This is a genomic window from Candidatus Chloroploca mongolica, from assembly GCF_004762035.2.
Classification (GTDB): domain Bacteria; phylum Chloroflexota; class Chloroflexia; order Chloroflexales; family Chloroflexaceae; genus Chloroploca; species Chloroploca mongolica.
The window spans coordinates 1-18,848 of record NZ_SIJK02000012.1 but is presented as its reverse complement, the minus strand read 5'-3'; the positions used below and the strand labels follow the sequence as shown (position 1 = coordinate 18,848).

Below are 18,848 nucleotides of genomic sequence, written 5' to 3'. Positions count from 1 at the left end.
ACCAGATTATGCGTGGGCACCGTAGGTTGCGAGCACCCCACTGGTTTCAATCGTCGCACCGACCTGCACCCGTACTTCTGCGATTGTCCCGGCGTGGGGGGCCGTGATCTCATTTTCCATCTTCATGGCTTCAATAATGAAGAGCACCTGACCGGCCTCGACCTGCTGGCCGGGTTCGGCGCGCACAGCGGCGACACGGCCCTGGATCGGGCTGATCACGCCATCAACCTTTGGCCCTCCGGTAGCTTTCTTGGCTTTGCCGACGGGTTTGCCAGCGCGAGTCGGCGCTGCACCGGGTGCAGGGGCAGCGGCGAGGGCGCCGACCCCAAAGACCTTGACCCCGAAGCGGCGATGATTGACCTCAACAGTAAAGGTACGTGGCTCGGCCGTAGCTTCGGCTTCAACGGGTTCAAGCGAGGCACTGAGGGTGCGGGCAGTCTCAACAAGTTCAGGATGTTGGGCAATGAAATTGACACTGATATCGGTGCCGCTGGCAAACACAGGATGTCCGAGTGCCGCGCGATGGAACGGAATGGTTGTCGCCACGCCACCAAGCTCATACTCAGCGAGGGCGCGCAGACCACGGCTAATTGCCTCGGGGCGGGTTTCAGCCCAGACAACGAGCTTCGCCAGGAGCGAGTCGTAGTACTCAGGGATTGTATAGTTAGAACGGACGCCACTATCCACACGCACACCGAGGCCTGAAGGTTCGTGATACGTCGTGACGGTACCGAGGGCAGGGCGGAAATTATGGAGGGGATCTTCGGCATTGATCCGGCACTCGATCGCGTGCCCACGGGGCGTCAGATCTTCCTGGCGCATCCAGAGTGGCTCGCCGCGTGCGATGCGCAACTGCGCCTTGACGAGGTCAACGCCATAGACCATCTCGGTGACAGTATGTTCGACCTGGATGCGGGTATTCATTTCCAGGAAATAGTACTCGCCATCCTGGAAGAGAAACTCGAGCGTACCAGCGCTGAAATAGTTGACGGCTTTGGCGAGGCGCACAGCGGCCTGGCCCATCTCGAGGCGCAATTCGGGAGTAAGGGCAGGCGAGGGCGACTCTTCGATCAGTTTTTGATGGCGGCGCTGGATCGAGCAATCACGTTCGCCGAGATGAACCACATTGCCGTGGGTATCAGCGAGGATCTGAATTTCGATATGGCGAGGCGAAGGCAAATATTTTTCGACATAGAGGGCGCTATTCTTGAACGACGTTTCAGCCTCGCGGCGAGCGCTCGCGAACGCATCGCTAATCTCGCTCGCAGCGCGGACAACGCGGAGGCCACGGCCACCACCGCCGCCGACCGCCTTGATCGCGATGGGATAGCCAAACCCATCGGCGAGGCGGCTAATCTCGGCGAGGTCATCGAGGGGTTCAAGAGTGCCGGGCACCACGGGCACCCCGGCTGCGGTCGCCTCACTGCGGGCGGCCGTCTTGCCGCCCATGCGTTCCATCGCCTCGGGGGGTGGGCCAACAAAAACCATACCCGCCTCGGCGACAGCGCGGGCGAAATCAGGATTCTCGGCGAGAAAACCATAACCAGGATGGATGGCCCCGGCCCCGGCTTCGCGCGCAACCTCGATCAGGCGTGGAATGTTCAAATAGCTTTCAGAGGAAGGAGCGGGCCCGAGCAAATAGGCAGCATCGGCATAGGCCACGTGGGGTGCATCACGGTCGGCCTCGGAATAGACGGCAACAGCACGCATGCCAAGTTCACGGCAGGCACGCATGACACGAATGGCAATTTCACCGCGGTTCGCAATCAGTACTGTGTCAAACATAGGATTAGACCGTTGCATTCAATGCGACTACCCCGGCGCTACGGCAAGGCCACAACGCCAGGCCAATGTTAGCATACCAGATCGTGTTACAAAAGACGCTGATCATGTTACCAGAAACTACTGCCGTCCAAGCAACTCCTTCAAGAGATCATCATCATCATCATCCGACCTGGGGTGAGGAGGAGGCGCGGGTGGCGTCGAGCCTTTCGGGGAGGATGGGCGCACGGGAACACGGCGCGTCGTACCAGTCTCAACGGTGGGCAAGCCATCCTCAGCAAGAGGTTGCGCTGGATCAGGAGGTGCTGTTGAAGCCGCAAACCGTTCGTGGGCCGTGCGGCGATGGCGATAGCCCTGCCGACTCAGACGGCGGCGGTAGTTCTGCCAATCGTTGATAGCCATGACGATCAAGGCGATGAGCGCAATGACGAGTCCTGCAATCACCACAAACGCAAACCAGCCGGGTGAACCTGCGGTTGCCTGGACGAGGGTTTCAACAAGCCCATCAGAGCCTGGTTGAACAGCAGCAGTCTCTGGTAACGGTGAAGCAGGGGCGGCAGGTTGACGCAACGCTCCTGGGGTAGGCAGTTCACCGAGATTTGGGCAGAGCATGGCAGCGCCACCGAGGGCACGAAGTTCGGCCCCAAGCAACCCTGCGCGCACCTGATCAGAGAGCGGGGCATCGGGAGACACACCGGTTGCCAGTTCAAAGCGCGCACGTTCAAAATACTGTACCGTTGTCGGAATTCCGGTCGTCGGATGGTCTTCATTGAGCGAACCACTAATTGGATAGCCAAAGATATTCAATCCGCCATTCTCCAGATAAAAAGCACGAAAACGGGGATCAGCAAACGCATCACGGGCCTCAAGATCAGTGCGACGCTCGACCGGCAGACCAGGATAGCGCCGCTGGAAGGTCGCGGTACCGAGCTGAGTACCGACGACACGATAGGGCCAGGGCTGTTGGGCGTGCCATTCGAGACGCTGACGCTCGGTGTAGAACACGGGCACAGTCGTGGCGCAATCACCTCCTGGCTCAAGCGTAACGTCACCAAGAGGCAAGCCAAGGACGGCAATGGCATCGGTCAGAGGGCGGGGTGCGAGGCCCCCAAGGGTCTGATAATGCTGCGCGAAATCGCCGGGGATGGGATGCATTGGAACCTCGGCCAGCCGCACCTCTGGGCAAACCTCGATACGTGTTCCAGGTTCAGGTGGAGATGCAGGAACCTGGCGTGCGCCGGCGGGATCGCGCATAATGGTGCGCACATGGTTCATCACCCGCTCGTCCTCGCCGGGGCGCAGAGGAGCGGGCCGCGTATCGGCCTCGATATGGATCGTTGGCAGATACCGATACCCTGTGATGCGGACGGATCCATCGCTGGCGCGGGCCAGGCCGACATAGAAGATGACCGACGTTGCGGCAAACGACTCCGCCTGAAAGGCCCCCTGTGAGGCCAGGAAATTGGCGAGCGAATAGATCACCAGGGTCGTACGGTCGCCATTGACCAGCAGATCGACTGGTTGCAACGTATGGGGTTGAGCCCCGAGGATCACATCGGCCCCAGCTGCGGCGAGGCTCTGGGCGGCTTCGATCTGGCTCGCGTGGGGATAGAACTGATACTCGAAGCCCCAGTGGGGGGCGACGATTACCAGATCTGTTTCACGGGCCGCCTGAGCGATCGCATCAAGGACGCTCTGGCGCACGCCGCCTTGCTCACCATACGCATTGCTCTGATAGAGCAGATTGACCTGTTGAAACGGATCGGGAATGCCATTGGTGCCCCAGGTTGCCGAGATAAAGCCAATGGTTATGCTCACCCCATCATGGGTCAAGGTTAGCGGTAGATAGGGCGGGCGTTCCGTCGCCGTACTCCGTACCGCCCCGTGATGGGCCAGACCATTGGCATCGAGGACATCAAGGGTTGCATCGAGACCTTCGGGTCCGCGGTCGAGGATATGATTATTGGCTGTCGAGACGAGATCGATCCCGGCATTGCGGAGGGCCGTTGCGAGGGCCGGATTATAGTTAAAAGCAGGATAGCCGGTATAGCCTGCCCCGGCCAGCATAGCGCCATCAAAATTGGTATAGGCGAGATCGGCAGCCTGCAAAAAGGGGCGCACTGCATCAAAGAGCACATCATAGCCCAGCAGTTCACCGACGGCCTGAATATTCTCGTGGGGGAAAGTATCACCGGTGGCGGCGAGGGTGAAATGGATCTCGTCACCAGTGCCACACTGATTGGCCATGGTGAGAGGCAGATCCAGCCCGTCGCTGCGCTGGGCCGCCACAGGATGCGGCCCGAGCAGCAGCAGAAGGACGAGTAAGATAAGGCTTTGACTGGTGAGAGGGTGTTTATTGCACATACATGCTATAATACCACAAGGCTCAACTGGAAGGCCGATTATTCGCGTCTGTTCTATAATACACCCATGAGTCTTCGTCGTGTACAGTACCTTGCGTTATTGCTTGTCCCACTTGCCGTACTGGTCATAGTTGTGCAGGCTTTTTCAGGCAGCCGAGCGACCCTCTCACGGTGGGGGTTTGCGTCAACCGAACAGGGTTCGCGAGGGGCAGACGCGCTGGTGGGACGCGCCAACGCGGTGGTCGGAATGATGCAACCGGCGGCGAACGAGCAACTTGAAGCCTTCAACCGTGACAGCAGCCTGCAAGAGCGGGTCGCTGAGGGACGGGTGGAATGGTACCGGCGACCAGTGGGCGGGGGCGAACTGGCCTACATTGTTGTGCGGCTTGATGAGATGGTGCATCTCGAACTGATTACTGCCGATGGTGCGCTTCCTGGCAGTGATGAGCATGGTGACACCATCTGGTTGGATCGGCAACGCCACCTTGCCACGGTGGCGACAATGGCCAATGCCCCGTATGCACAGCGTGAAGGTCTGGAACTGCTCGCCGCGATGGCCTTTGGCTTTCACGGGGCTGTTCGCACGTCTAATGAAGGAAGTGTTGTGATCAACGGGGTGATCCACCGGGTCAACGCCGGGCGAGGGGTGCTCTGCCTCACCTATGACCAGCGAGCGCTGATTGGTCTCTTTGATGCGACTGCACTTGCCGCGTGTTGGCAGGCTGTCGGTGGGGGGCCGGTGATGCTCTGGGAGGGCAAGATTGCCAATCCTGAGCGCATTGAACCTGGTGACGGCGAGCTTCCGTTTAACCCGTTGAACGAAGATTTTGTGCAACTCGACTGGCGGATCATGATTTATCAGGGCACCTATCCGAAAACGGCTGTCTGTGTAGGTGATCTTCCCAACGGGCACTCGTTTGTCGTGCTGGCGAATAGCCGGGGGATCACCGGGGTCGAGTTGGCGCAGGCACTGCGGGCGATGGGATGCCGTGATGCGCTTGGCGGTGACGACGACACCTCAACGCAGGCGACCTGGCGCGGGCAACCGATCTGGCCCGGTTCACCGCGAGCCGTCCCTGATGCGATCGGGGTGTATGTGCGTTGACCCGTGTTGACGCAAAGGCGTGAAGTTTTGATACATCACTGCCCAACGAGTTGGCTACGGACAAGTTGCAGCGCCCAGGATGAGGTGGTGATAGCATACTGATCGCCGGGAAGCCCGACGGTGGTCAGATTTTCGTCGAGGGTATAGCGCTCAACATCTTCAGGTGAAAAGTTTCGAAAAGCCCAGGCCAGACCGATCATCTCTTCAAGGGAAAAATCAGTCACAAGATGATCACGTAACGCGGTACTCAAATCAGAAAGCATCTGGGCCTGGACAATGATATTCTGGTCGCGCACCCGGCTCATAATCGCCTGAATAACTTCTTGCTGACGGCGTGAGCGCGCATAGTCGCTGTCGGGATGCCGAATACGGCTATAGATCAGTGCCGAGTACCCGTCCATACTTTGTGGACCCGGCAAAAAATGGGCAACCATATAACCATAATCAATGGTTGGATACATTGGATCGTAGAGTTCAGTTTCGACATTGATCTCAATGCCGCCAATTGCATCAATCGCGGTCATAAAAGCCTGGAAATCGGCGCGCACGACATAGTCGATGGGGAGATCGAGGAGGTTACTGACCGTTCGGCGGGCAAGCTCGATCCCCGAACCAGCCCCAGGATCAAGGTTGCTGTAGGCCGTCATCGCATTGATACGTGCCCAGCCATAGCCCGGGATTTCCACAATAAGATCGCGAGGGAGCGAGAGCAGGGCGATCCGTTGGGTATCAGGCTCAACCCGTACGATCATAATCGCATCAGACCGATTCTGCCACCCCTCACCGGGCCGTCGGTCGCTGCCAAGCAGCAAAATATGTTGTGGTTGCGTGCTTGCCGGCACCACATTGATCGTTGGAATCAGGGTCGGCAGTGGCACCGTGCCATCAATGGTTGGAAGCCTGATGGGGGTCGGACTCAGGTCTGGCGGTGCCGGTTCAGTGGTTGGTGAAGGCACGATCACAATCCCGGCATCAGGTTCCAGCGAAGGCACAAGATAGGGAACGGCGGTCGCTTCGATGGGGAGGCTCGAAGGGGTCATAAGCGCCAGGGCCGTCGCAATAGCGATTTCGGTTGCCGCAAAGTCAACCGCAGGAGTTGGTGTTGGTGAAGGGAGAAACGGTTCGGTGGCAACCGCGTCTGTTGTGGCAAGTGACGTTGGGCCTGAGAAGCCCGAAGACTCGGGGGGGACAACGAGTGCAGGTGTGACTGCACGAGGTGCCGCAGGTGCCACTTGCATCGCCGTCACATTCTCACGAATCGTATACGCGGCACGGGCCACTCGTCCGGCCGTGAAGCCCAGGCTCAAGGCCAGGGCACCAAGAAGGCTTATGACGACATAGGTAAGCCAGGGTGGCGGGCGCCGGTTTGGCGGCAACACGCCCCTCCGTCGCCTGAGCGGTGGCGGTGGTTCAGGGCTATCCATGAGAAGCGAAGTGAGGAGATCGGATGCGTCGTGCTCGTTTGGGTTCACTTCAGGTGCCAGCACGGGATTTTCGAGCGGGCGGGTCGTCGGCGCGCCCGAGTGAGGGGCAGGTCCGTCCGCATAGGTTGTCGACCCGTCGGGGCTGAGGGGTGATGCGGCTGGCACCGGCTTTTCGAGCGGGCGGGCTGTCGGCGCTTCGCGCTGAGCCACTGATGTGCCCAGGGTGGTGGGCGCGGGCGGGATCAGAACCCGTGAGCGGGCTAGGGGCGTGATACGTGCAAGGTAGGCACGACACTCAGCACACTGGGCGATATGAAAACCAAGTTGTTTTCGCTGTTGATTCGTGGATCCAGGTCGAACACCTGCATCGATCAAGCTCTGCGCCTCACGACACTCCATAACTGATCAATCCTGCTGCTTGTGGATGGGTTTAGACAAGGTTGCAAGGTACCTTAGAGTCTGTTCAGTATATCATTTTCCGACAAAATCTGGTATGATAGCCACATTTCAAAGCTGACTGATGTGCAAGAAGGAGTAGCATATGCGTCTTCACACATGGGTATTTGTGCTGCTAATGGTGGCACTCGTTGCCAGTGTGACACCCGCCCAGGCCAACACAGGCCCCAACAATGTCGTATCAGTCCGTTTCGACGAAAAACGGCCGCCGGATCTCTTGAGTGAAGAAGAGGTTGAACGCATCGCACGACTCCAGGGTGAGACCGTCTACACCGTACCGTCAAGTCCAGTCAGCCCTGATGATCAGACTATTCTCTTTACATCGAATGAGACGATCGGCTTTTTGAACATTCAGGATGGATCGACCGTTGTCATTGATCCGGAGATCTTCGGACCATTTATTCCACTCCCCTTGCTTGGTTTTTCTAATTTTGCGTGGCTTGACAACGAGACTCTGGGTTCAGTCGCACTCGATGTGCGAGCTTTTGAGCCTGAAGATGCGTTTGTGAAACTGGGGATCAATCGGACAACCCTTGAGTTGAGCGTGATGCCCCTGCGTTTGCCTGTTGACACGGGGCTTGTCTCGATTTCACCAGACCTGAACCGGTTTTTGCTCGTGCTTTTCCCTGAAGATGAAGCCGGGGATGAGGATTTTTCCAAGCCAGTGCGAGTGCGCATTGGACACCCGCGACCCGCAAGTACGATGGTGACGGATCGTCCGATTGCACCTGCGGCAATGCAGGGGCGCATTGCTCAGGCGCAGCGCCAGCATGCGGTCGCATTGCAGCGGATGTGGATGATGCAAGAAGGTGATGAGACCGAGACGGTGGCGGTCACACCAACATCGCTTGATCTGTTGCTCTACACCGTTGATGAGGGTTCGCGGTATGTGACGACCATTGATATTGCGTCGGCGCTGGCGAGTGCCGTCTGGACGCCAGATGGCAACCAATTGGCCTTTTCGATTTACGGATTGGCCGATTTTGAGGATCAGCGTTTTATCTTTGATGGTGCCCTGCTCTCGGAAGAAGTCTACCGCGACGTGACCGGCAACCTGCCCCCGTCGATCAATCCGGTGTTGCAGAATAACACCACGTATGTGATGGATACGATGAGTGGTGCCGTGCAGCTTTTGCAGCCCGACAAAGGGGCTGCCGCGCCGCCGGTGCTCTTTGCGAGCGGCTGGTCACCTGATGGTCAAGTGCTGCTGGTCGAGGCATGGCACCCGGCACGGATTCGTGGGCGGACGCACCCGATCTATGCCTTGCAGTTCAGCGAGCGGCTTTCGTACCGTTTCTATGATCGCCAACTCCGTGAAGTGGGGCGGTTCGAGAATAACCTCTTTAGCAGCGCGGCCTTTGCGGGTGCAGTCGGTGAAATGGTTTCGCAGGATGAGCTTATCTTCCGGGCGGTACGCGGGACAGATCGCCATGTCTACTACTACAACCGACGCAGTGGCGAAGTGCGCAACCTGTCGAATCGTGCAGGGGCCTATTACAATGTCTTTACCACGAACCGTAGCCGCCAGATCGTCTTTACGCACACCTCGTTTACTGAGCCACCCGACATCTATCGGATGGGCTGGGATGGACGCGGCCTGGCCCGTCTAACCTGGGTGGGCGAAGAGTTGCGCGAATTTGCGAATCTGCGCCAGGATCCGGTCAGTTTCCGGCTTCCGAATGGGCAGACACGGGTCGGGGTACTGATTCAGCCGGCTGGCGCAGCCTTTCCGCCACGCAATGTGCCGATTATCGTGTGGCAACAGGGTGGCCCTGGGTCAGCGATGGTCAATCGCTGGTTGACGAATGTGGAAAATCCGTATGCGTTGCTGCCGAGTATGGGCTTGGCCTTGCTGGTGACACCAGTGGCGGGGCGTCCTGGGTATACGCCAGCCGTCTTTAATAGTCTCGTTGATGGGAGCAACTTTGGCGCGACAGATATTGACGAACAGGCTGCGATTGTGCGCGAGATGATCCGGCGGGGGTGGACGAGCCAGGGCAAGGTGGGCATTACGGGTTGTTCGTATGGGGGCTACTTTACCTTGCAGAGCATTGTGCGCCACCCGACGCTCTACAGTGCGGCCAATCCGCAGTGTGCGCTGGTTGATACGATCACCGAGTGGAACCGTGGTTATGCCTCGTTGATGCCGCATCTGATGGGGTTGCCACCCTTTAATATCCCGCAAGAGTATCAGAACGACTCGCCGTCGTACAATGTCAACCGTATTCGCACACCTGTCCTGACCTTCCACGGTACGGGGGATTTCCTGCCGATTGTGCAGAACGAGAATTTGCATCTGCAACTGGTCAACCGCAGGGTACCGGCACGGATGGTCAAGTTCTTTGGTGAGGGTCATGGCCTCTTTGATGGCGAGAATCAGCTCTATGCAGCCCAGGAGCAGGTAAGCTGGTTCCGGCAATACTTGCGTTAGATGATCGTAGTGGATGGGATGCGAACAACGTGTTGCCGTACTCAGTACGGCAACACGTTGTTCGCACGCTAGAGGTGACATATTCTTTTGAAGGGCAGATTAGCTGCGAACGACGTATCGCAGTTGACCTGTCCACTGTGAGGTACCACGATGTGCCAGGTGAACAGATGCTCAAACTGGTGGCCACGACGATGGACGATGGTGATGCTAGGGCTTGTGTTGCTGCTGAGTGGTTGTGGGTTTGGGGGAAGCACTCCGACACCAACCCCCGAACAGCCCACGCCCGCGCCGCCACGACGAACGATCACGATTCTGAGCCCGACAACAGATGCTACGGTGACCAGTCCAATTGTGGTCACTGGTGATGCGACGATCATGCCCTTTGAGGCCAATCTGAACTACCGCCTCTTTGGGCCAGGCGGAGGTTTGCTTGCCGAGGGCTTCTTTACGGCCGAGGCGCTTGGGGAAGAACTGGGGGGCCCAGGGGTCTTTGCTGGTGAAATTCCGTACACCCTTGAAGCGGGTGGGCCGGGGCGGATCGAGGTGCTTGAACTTAGTATGGCCGATGGTTCGACCATGGCGATTGCATCGGTTTCGGTGAATCTGAGTCCGTCAAATGGCGCGACGGGGGAAGGGGAACCGACCCCTGAGCCACAGGCCCAGGCGATTACGATTGACTCACCGCCACCAGGGACAACTGTTGGCAGCCCGGTAACAATTGCCGGACGCACGACCGTGCCACCGGCGGGCAATAGTCTGACCTTTGTGATGCGCAATACAGCCGGGACGATCATTGGAAACGGGGTCTTTCCGGTGAGCATTACGCCCGAGGGACAGGGCAATTTTACGGCTTCAATTGGCTTCAATCCTCCCCTGGAGGGTGGTGCGGTGACGCTCGAAGTGGTTGAGCCAGGCGCGCCGGGGGCCCCAGCCGTAGCAAGTACCCAACTGGTGATGGTGGTTGCACCGCCTCAGGCGATCGTGATCGAGTCACCGCCCCCTGGGACGACCGTGGGCAGCCCGGTGACCCTGACTGGGCGCACGGCGCGGTTCCCCTTCCAGGGCAACCTGCTTTACCGGGTTTTTGATGCGGCTGGCCGTGATCTAGGCAATGGCTTCTTCCCGGTGCTCGGGGCCGAGGGTGGGCCAGCGATTTTCAATGCGTCGGTCACGTTTAATTTGCCAGTGACTGGCGGACGAATTACGATTGAAATTGCCGATCAGAATGCAAGCACCAACGAGATTATTGCTTCGGCACGGCTCGACCTGAATGTCGCACCGCAAGCGCAGGCGATCATTATCGAGTCACCGCCTGCGGGAACGACGGTGGGCAGCCCAATGACGATTGCTGGACGCACGGTGCAGTTGCCACCGAACAGTCAGTTGACCTTCCGGGTACGTGACGTCAATGGACAGCAACTTGGTACCGGGCAGTTTGGCGTCAGCGGCTCGCAAGAGGGTGGTGGTCGTTTCAATAGCCAGATCTTCTTCAACCTGCCTCCGGGCGGTGGGTCGATCAACCTCGAAGTGCTTGAGCTTGACCCCAACACCGGCCAGGTGATGACGAGTGTGACGTTGCCGCTGAATGTGGCCGGCCCGCCGACACCAACGGCGACGCCAGCCCCCACAGCGACACCAGCCCCCACAGCGACACCAGCCCCCACAGCGACACCCGTTCCACCGCCGACACGACAGGCGATCACGATCGAGACCCCGCCGACCGGGACAACTGTTGGCAGTCCAGTCGTCATTACAGGGCGGGCGGCGCTCTATCCGCAGTTCCGTGAGCTCTACTATGTGGTACGCACCCTGACCCGCGAGACGCTTGGGCAGGGGAGTTTCCCGGTCGCGGGGCAGGCGGGGCAGTTCAATGTTCCCTTTGCAGCCTCATTGAACTTTACCGAGCCGGTACAGGGCGGGGCGATCGCGGTCGAGATCTATGATCGCGATGGGGCCGGACAGATCATCGCGAGTGCCATCGTGCAGTTGCAGGTCAACCCACGAGCGCAACCGCCGACGCCAACGAGTATCGGGCCAGCGGGGGATCAACAGGTCATCAATGTCACCTCACCGGTAACCGATACAGTTATTGGTAGCCCGGCGATCTTTGATGGCACCACAGCGCTCGCGCCCTTCCAGAGTCGCCTGGTCTACACTGTGACTGATGCGGCAGGGAACGAGCTTGGCAAAGGCGAGTTGAGTGTCCGCGAGGTACCGGGGATCGGATTTGTCTTTAGTGGGCCGGTGCTCTTTACGTTGCCACCAGCGGGAGGCGAGATTACCGTACGGCTGGCTGACCAAAATGACCGGTTGCTAGTGCCGTTTGCTGAAACGAGCATCAGGTTAGTGGTGGCCCCGCCACCACAGCCGCGAACGCCGTAATTGATGGTTGCAAAAAATGCCAGCTTTGCTGGCATTTTTTGTAATGAGGAGAGTTTGCAAGCAAGGCCAGCGGTCTACCCCTGGCCTTGCTTGCGACAAGCGATGCAGACGCAATGGTATAATCGGCCTCGACAGGGGCATACTCGAGTGTGCCTACGATCAGTGAGAGGAGCGAGACCAGAGAATGCCCAGGCGCAACGATATTACCACTATTTTGATTATCGGGTCGGGGCCGATTGTGATCGGTCAGGCCTGTGAGTTCGACTATTCGGGTGCTCAGGCGTGCAAAGCCTTGCGGGAAGAGGGCTATCGTGTTGTGCTCGTCAACTCGAATCCAGCGACGATTATGACCGATCCGGGGCTAGCCGATGCGACCTATATTGAGCCACTGACCGTAGCGAGTGTTGAACGCATTATTGCCCGCGAGCGTCCTGATGCGCTGTTGCCGACAGTTGGTGGTCAGACAGCGCTCAACCTGGCGATCGACCTGCACGAGGCCGGTGTGCTGGAGCGCTATGCGGTTGAGTTGATTGGGGCCTCGGTCGAGGCAGTACGCATTGCCGAAGATCGCCAGCGCTTCAAAGACAAGATGATCGAGATCGGGTTACAGGTGCCCCGCTCGGGCACCGTGCATAGCGTTGATGAAGCAATGGCGGTGATCGGTCAGGTGGGCTTTCCGGCGATCATTCGCCCGTCGTTTACCCTCGGAGGGGCAGGTGGTGGCATTGCATACAACCTCGAAGAGTTCAAAGAAATTGTTGAACGGGGCCTCGATGCGTCACCTGTCCATCAGGTCTTGATCGAAGAGAGTGTACTCGGCTGGAAGGAATTCGAGCTTGAGGTGATGCGCGACCGGATGGACAACGGGGTGATCATCTGCTCGATTGAGAATATTGACCCGATGGGTGTCCACACGGGTGACTCGGTGACGGTTGCCCCGGCGATGACCCTGACCGACCGTGAATACCAGCAACTGCGCGATCAGGCGCTGGCGGTGCTGCGTGCGGTTGGCGTCGAGACGGGTGGCTCGAATGTACAATTTGCGGTCAGCCCGACTGACGGGCGCATCTATGTGATCGAGATGAATCCGCGGGTGTCGCGTTCATCGGCCCTTGCCTCGAAAGCGACTGGCTTCCCGATTGCCAAAATTGCCGCCAAACTCGCGATTGGCTATACGCTCGACGAACTCCCGAATGATATTACGCGGGAGACCCCGGCGAGTTTTGAACCAACGCTTGACTATGTGGTGGTGAAGATCCCGCGCTGGACCTTTGAGAAATTCCCGCAGGCCGATCAGACCCTGACGACAAGTATGAAATCGGTTGGGGAAGTGATGGCGATCGGACGCACTTTTGCCGAGGCCTTTCAAAAAGCCTGGCGCTCGCTTGAGCAGGGACGCCTGGGCTGGGGGGCCGATGGTAAAGACCAGATCAACCCCGAGCGCGTGCGCGAGCGGCTGATTACGCCCAATCCTGAGCGCTACTTTTATCTGCGCTACGCGCTGCAGAGTGGTATGAATGTAGCGCAAATCAATGCTCTGACACAGATTGACCCCTGGTTCCTTGAACAGTTCGAGCAGATCGTCAACCTCGAAGGGCGCCTGCGCGCCTTTGATCTCAGCAATGTCCCGGGTGACCTACTGCGTCAGGCAAAACGCATGGGCTTCGGTGACGCACAGCTTGCCTATTTGCTGCGTGCGCCGAGGCTGCGCGATCCCTGGGACGCTGAACTTGCCGTACGAGCGCGGCGCAAAGAGTTGGGGATTTTTCCTACGTTTCACCGGGTTGACACATGTGCCGCCGAGTTTCCCGCGTTCACGCCCTATCTCTATTCAAGCTACGAGAGCGAAGACGAGGCTGAGCCAAGCACACGCAAAAAGGTGATCATTCTCGGGTCGGGGCCGAATCGGATTGGGCAAGGCATCGAATTTGACTATTGCTGTGTCCACGCCGTCTTTGGGTTGCGGAGCATCGGCTATGAGACGATTATGGTCAACTGTAACCCGGAGACAGTCTCGACCGATTATGATACAGCTGATCGACTCTATTTTGAGCCGTTAACGCTGGAAGATGTGCTGAACATTGTTGATCTGGAAGAACCAGATGGTGTGCTGGTACAATTTGGTGGGCAAACACCATTGAAACTGGCCCGGGCACTCGAGGCTGCTGGTGTGCCCATCTGGGGAACCGCGCCCGACTCGATTGACCTTGCCGAGGATCGTGATCGGTTTGGGGCGCTGCTCGGGCGGCTCGACATACCGGCGCCTGCGCATGGCAGTGCCACCTCGGGCGAAGAAGCCCTGGAAGTTGCCCGCACCATCAGCTACCCGGTGGTTGTTCGGCCCTCGTATGTGCTGGGGGGGCGGGCAATGGCGATTGTCTATGACGATGAAACACTCGAACGCTACATGCGCGAAGCGGTTGACGCCTCACCTGAGCATCCCGTCCTGATCGACCGTTTCCTCGAAGATGCCTTCGAAATGGATGTAGATTGTGTCGCTGATGGCAGTGAAGTTGTGATTGCAGGCATTATGGAGCAGATCGAGCTTGCCGGGGTACACAGTGGTGACAGTGCGTGTGTCATCCCAACCTATATGGTGGCCCCGGAACATGTTGCCATGATGCAAACCTATACGGTTCAACTGGCCCGGGCGCTTGGGGTCGTCGGATTGATGAACGTCCAGTACGCCATGAAAGACGGCATTGTCTATGTGCTGGAAGTGAATCCGCGGGCATCACGCACGATCCCCTTTGTGGCCAAAGCGACGGGGACACCGTGGGCGCAGATTGCGGCGCAATGTGCAGGCGGGGCGCAGCTGCGGCTTGATCAGCACCACCTGCACGTTATGCTACCGGGCCAGACCGAGCCGGTGATCAGTCACAAGCTTGACACGGGTGAACACAACCAGAAATACCACGTCAAAGAAGTTGTCTTGCCGTGGGCGCGGTTCCCTGGAGTGGACACCTTGCTTGGGCCCGAGATGCGCTCGACTGGGGAAGCCATGGGCAGCGGAGCTACGTTTGGCGAAGCTTTTGCCAAGGCGCAACTAGGGTGTGGTCAGGATCTTCCGCTCAGTGGGAAGGCCTTTTTGAGTGTCAATGATCGCGACAAAGCCTCGTTGCTGCCGATTGTGCGCGACCTTGCGGCGATGGGCTTCGAACTCCTGGCGACCGGAGGCACGGCGGCGTATCTGCGCGAGCATGGCCTGACGGTGACCTCGATTTACAAGGTGAACGAAGGGCGACCGAACGCGGTTGACTATGTCAAAAACAACGAGATTGCACTGATTGTCAATACGCCCCTTGGGAAAGCGAGTTTCTTTGACGAAGTTGCGATCAGGCGTGCCGCGATCACCTATGGGGTACCAATGCTGACCACCCTGTCGGGGGCTGCCGCCGCTGTACAGGCTATCCGTGCCCTGGCTGACGATGTCTGGACAGTTCATAGCTTGCAGGAGCGCATATAGGTTTGCTATGTCTGACTATTACTAGATCTCTGCGCAATGCGTGCGATGCGATCCAAGGCATTGCGCAGACTACCCTTATAGATAAGCCCGATGATGATGTCTTCCATCCTTCCGTATCTTCGGTACCTACAGATCGGCGCGGTTACTTTTGCGATCAGCATCAGCCTACTCGCACTGGTAGGCTGGATTGCCGATCTCCCTCTCCTGGCGCAATTGCACCCGACTTTACCCCCACTGAGACCGTTGAATGCTGGGATGTTGTTGAGCGCAACATTGATGCTGTTTGTGCCAGGACGCCTGACGCGCATCCTGGCAGGCTTGATGCTTGGCGGTGCCATCGTACTTGGCGTGCTCTATCTCAGCACTTTCTTTTGGGATGGCCTGGAGCCAGTGTTTGAGGTGGGATCGGCTGGTTCGGCGCTTGCCTTTGTCCCGATGGTCATCTTTACGATCCTGCTCGTCGGGTTAGCTCTGTTCTTACGGGAAAACCCAACCGAGCGCAACCTTCGGCTGGCGCAACTCTGTGCCCTGGGCCTGGTCGCGTATGGGCTGATTGCCATCATGAGCTTTTTGCCAGTCAGTATGAGTTTGCGGCCAATTGCGCGTGGCACATCGTTGCATGGTTCAGTGGCTGTCTTCTTGCTGGCGCTTGCCGGGCTGACAATGAACCCTGACCGTGGGTTTATGGCCTTGAGTTTCAGTGCAAGTCAGGGCGGACAGATCCTGCGGCGGCTTGTCGCGAGCAGCTTTGTGCTCTTGATGATTGCATGGATTGTCGCATGGATCACCTGGCGGACAGGCTTTTCCGGGGCAACGCTGGGCTTGATCATGGTAATCATGGGCAACCTGATCCTCTTTTACCAGGTGGCGCACGCCTTTGAACGGGCCGATCAGAAACGAACACAGGCCGAAAAGCGGCTCGAGGCGCTGAATCGCGACCTGGAATACCTCGTGAGCGAGCGTACCGATGACTTGGAGGAACGCGAAGCGCAGCTTGGGGCGATTGGCGACAACCTGCCGGGCGTTATGCTCTATCAAGAACTTGTCGTAGACAATGGCTCTGGACATTTCACCTATGTCAGTGCTGGTGCAGAGCAACTGTCGGGCTTTACGCCAGCGCAGGCCCTCAAGAAGCCAGAACTTTTATACGAGTTACTGGTTCCCGACGATCGTGAGCGGCTGTATGAGGCCGAGCAGCAGGCCCGCGCCGCCTTTGCCCCGGTGGACATCGAGGTGCGGAAAATGACCCCGTGGGGCGAGCGCTGGAGTCGGATCCGTCAACGACCGCGACGGCTTGATGCACACCATGTGCTGTGGGACGGCATCGAGATGGATATTACCAGCCAGAAACAAGCGCAGGTCAAGGTCGAACAGGATCGGCGCTATCAAGCCGCGCTCTTTGCGTGCTCGCAGATCTTGATTCGACCAGTCAACACGCCGGCAGCGCGCGAGCAGGTGCTGCGTGAAGCTCTGGGATGCTTGCTTGACGGGATTGATGTTGATCGCATCGTCTTGCTACGAGGCGTACGCGATCCCGAGTTGGGTCTGTGCCTTGATCAAACGATAACGATAGCACGCCCTGCCTTTTTGCTGCCCCCGCATCAACCGTTGCCGCGCCTGCCCTGGAACAAAATCCCGGCGCAGTTCCGGATTAATCCTCGTCAGGGCAGAGCGGTCAGTGGCACGATCGAGAGCCTGCGCACCCAGGCTCCAGAGTTAGCGATGTTGATGGAGCCGCTTGGCATCACCTCATTTCTCTTTTTGACGATGCAGACCGGGGAAGAGCTTGCCAGTGCCCTTGGCTTCTACCATTGCATGACAGCCCAGCGCTGGCAGGAACAGGATTACATCTTGTTGCAATTGGCAACCGGGCTGATCGGCAGCACCTTGCGACGCTGGAAGAACGAAGATGAACTTCGCGAACGCGAAAGCCTATTACGGACGATCTTTGATATCTTGCCCGTTGGCGTCTCGATTGTTGACCCCAAACGACTGCCCATCGAGCTCAATCGTGCCGTTGGACAGATTCTGGGGATGGAAGTGAGCGAAATACTGGCCGGGGGCTACCGGCAGATTCAGTATATTTACCCCGATGGCGCTCCGATTCCCTTCGACGCTTTCCCAACGATCCGTGCGGCCAACGGTGAGGTCATGCGTGACGTCGAAATTGGCATCATCCGACCGGATGGCAAACAGCGTTGGGCAAGCATCAGCGCCGCACCACTGCCCGTTGCTGGAATGGGGGCGGCGATTGTCACCCTCGACATCACCGAACGCAAAGAGAGTGAAGCCCAACGCGAACTTATCCAACGCAAACTGCTGGAAGCACAGCGACTCGAGAGTCTCGCCATCCTGGCGGGCGGCGTTGCCCACGATTTTAACAATATCCTCTCGACCATCCTGGGCTACGCCGAGCTCGCCCGTCTCGACACACCGCCGGGGAGTGAGGTTCACGATAGTCTGAATGCAATTATGCTGGGGGCACGCCGTGCCGCCGAACTGACCGCACAGATGCTTGCGTATGCAGGGCGCGGGGCATTTCAGCTTGTCCCGGTTGACCTCAACCTCATTGTGCGCGAACAGAGCGAACTGATCAGCCTCACGCTCCCACATACAATTGAGATTCACTACCGCCTCGAACCTGATCTACCCCAGATCCACGGCGATGAAACCCAGCTACGCCAGATGCTGCGGAGTCTGCTGACCAACGCGATTGAAGCGATCGAGGCAATCGAGCATGGAGTGATTACGGTTACCACAGGCCAGTGGGAAGTAACGAAAGTCATTCTGGCGAAGGCAAGCATCAGTGCCGCTGAGCCAGGCCGCTATGCATACCTGGAGGTTCACGACACCGGGTGTGGCATTGACCCAGCGACGCTTCGTCGTATTTTTGATCCCTTTTTCAGCACCAAGTTCACTGGCAGAGGGCTTGGCCTGGCTGCGGTGCAGGGCATCGTCCAGACACACCACGGGGCGTTAATCGTGGAGAGCGAGCCTACGCAGGGGAGTCGCTTTCGCATTTGTCTGCCATTTGCCACCAATGAGTAATACCTGGCGGTACGCACGCACAGGGGCACGGCCACCGGGGGTGGGGGCACAGCCACCGGGGGTGGGGGCACGGCCACCGGGGGTGGGGGCACGGTGACGCCGTGCCCGTACGTTGCTTTGCCTGCAGGAGGTGTCAAGGCCGGCTTATTCCGATGGGCACATGCGGGCCAACCAGTTCTGGAGATCATTCAGACTCGTAAAATCGAGCAGGCTCTCACTCAAGTCCAGGAGGTGTTCAGGGCTCAGGGTGACGAGTTGATGCTGCACCTGCTCAGATAGTGGCCCGCAACGTCGAGTCAGTTGGCGCAGTACCACGGTTTGCAGGGTCTGGTGGCGGCCTTGCTCAAGCCCCTTCTCGATGCCTTGCTCAAGCCCCTTCTCGATGCCTTGC

9 protein-coding genes are annotated in these 18,848 nt (G+C 58.4%); 5 read left to right on the top strand and 4 right to left on the bottom strand.

Annotation, left to right across the window (positions count from 1 at the left end):
• Positions 1–6: 6 nt before the first annotated feature.
• The gene (gene accC / locus EYB53_RS08615) at positions 7–1,785 is read right to left on the bottom strand and encodes an acetyl-CoA carboxylase biotin carboxylase subunit (RefSeq protein WP_135477799.1); all 1,779 of its coding nucleotides are present in this window, start codon (positions 1,783–1,785) and stop codon (positions 7–9) included.
• Between the two features lie 117 nt (positions 1,786–1,902).
• Positions 1,903–4,146 carry a CapA family protein gene (locus EYB53_RS08610; RefSeq protein WP_135477798.1) on the bottom strand — a complete coding sequence of 748 codons (2,244 nt, stop codon included), beginning with the start codon at positions 4,144–4,146 and terminating at the stop codon, positions 1,903–1,905.
• A 66-nt stretch (positions 4,147–4,212) separates the two neighbouring features.
• Between EYB53_RS08610 and EYB53_RS08605 the strand changes: the two genes are divergently transcribed.
• The gene (locus EYB53_RS08605) at positions 4,213–5,250 is read left to right on the top strand and encodes a phosphodiester glycosidase family protein (protein WP_135477797.1); all 1,038 of its coding nucleotides are present in this window, start codon (positions 4,213–4,215) and stop codon (positions 5,248–5,250) included.
• Between the two features lie 35 nt (positions 5,251–5,285).
• Here the strand turns inward: EYB53_RS08605 and EYB53_RS08600 are convergent, their stop codons facing one another.
• On the bottom strand, positions 5,286–7,073 hold the full coding sequence (locus tag EYB53_RS08600; RefSeq protein ID WP_135477796.1) for an LCP family protein: 1,788 nt from the start codon (positions 7,071–7,073) through the stop codon (positions 5,286–5,288).
• Positions 7,074–7,215: 142 nt separating this feature from the next.
• Between EYB53_RS08600 and EYB53_RS08595 the strand changes: the two genes are divergently transcribed.
• From EYB53_RS08595 to EYB53_RS08580, 4 genes are all read left to right on the top strand, one after another.
• On the top strand, positions 7,216–9,561 hold the full coding sequence (locus EYB53_RS08595) for a S9 family peptidase (protein WP_135477795.1): 2,346 nt from the start codon (positions 7,216–7,218) through the stop codon (positions 9,559–9,561).
• A 204-nt stretch (positions 9,562–9,765) separates the two neighbouring features.
• Positions 9,766–11,943 carry a Gmad2 immunoglobulin-like domain-containing protein gene (locus tag EYB53_RS08590; protein WP_167857316.1) on the top strand — a complete coding sequence of 726 codons (2,178 nt, stop codon included), beginning with the start codon at positions 9,766–9,768 and terminating at the stop codon, positions 11,941–11,943.
• A 184-nt stretch (positions 11,944–12,127) separates the two neighbouring features.
• Positions 12,128–15,409 (top strand): carbamoyl-phosphate synthase large subunit, encoded by a 3,282-nt coding sequence (gene carB / locus EYB53_RS08585; protein WP_135477793.1) that lies wholly within the window; start codon positions 12,128–12,130, stop codon positions 15,407–15,409.
• 90 nt (positions 15,410–15,499) lie between these two features.
• Positions 15,500–18,457, top strand: coding sequence for an ATP-binding protein (locus tag EYB53_RS08580; RefSeq protein ID WP_135477792.1), 2,958 nt, complete (start codon positions 15,500–15,502; stop codon positions 18,455–18,457).
• A gap of 144 nt (positions 18,458–18,601) precedes the next feature.
• Here the strand turns inward: EYB53_RS08580 and EYB53_RS08575 are convergent.
• Positions 18,602–18,848 (bottom strand): DUF4351 domain-containing protein (locus EYB53_RS08575; protein ID WP_135477791.1); only part of this gene is annotated, 247 nt, incomplete at its 5' end.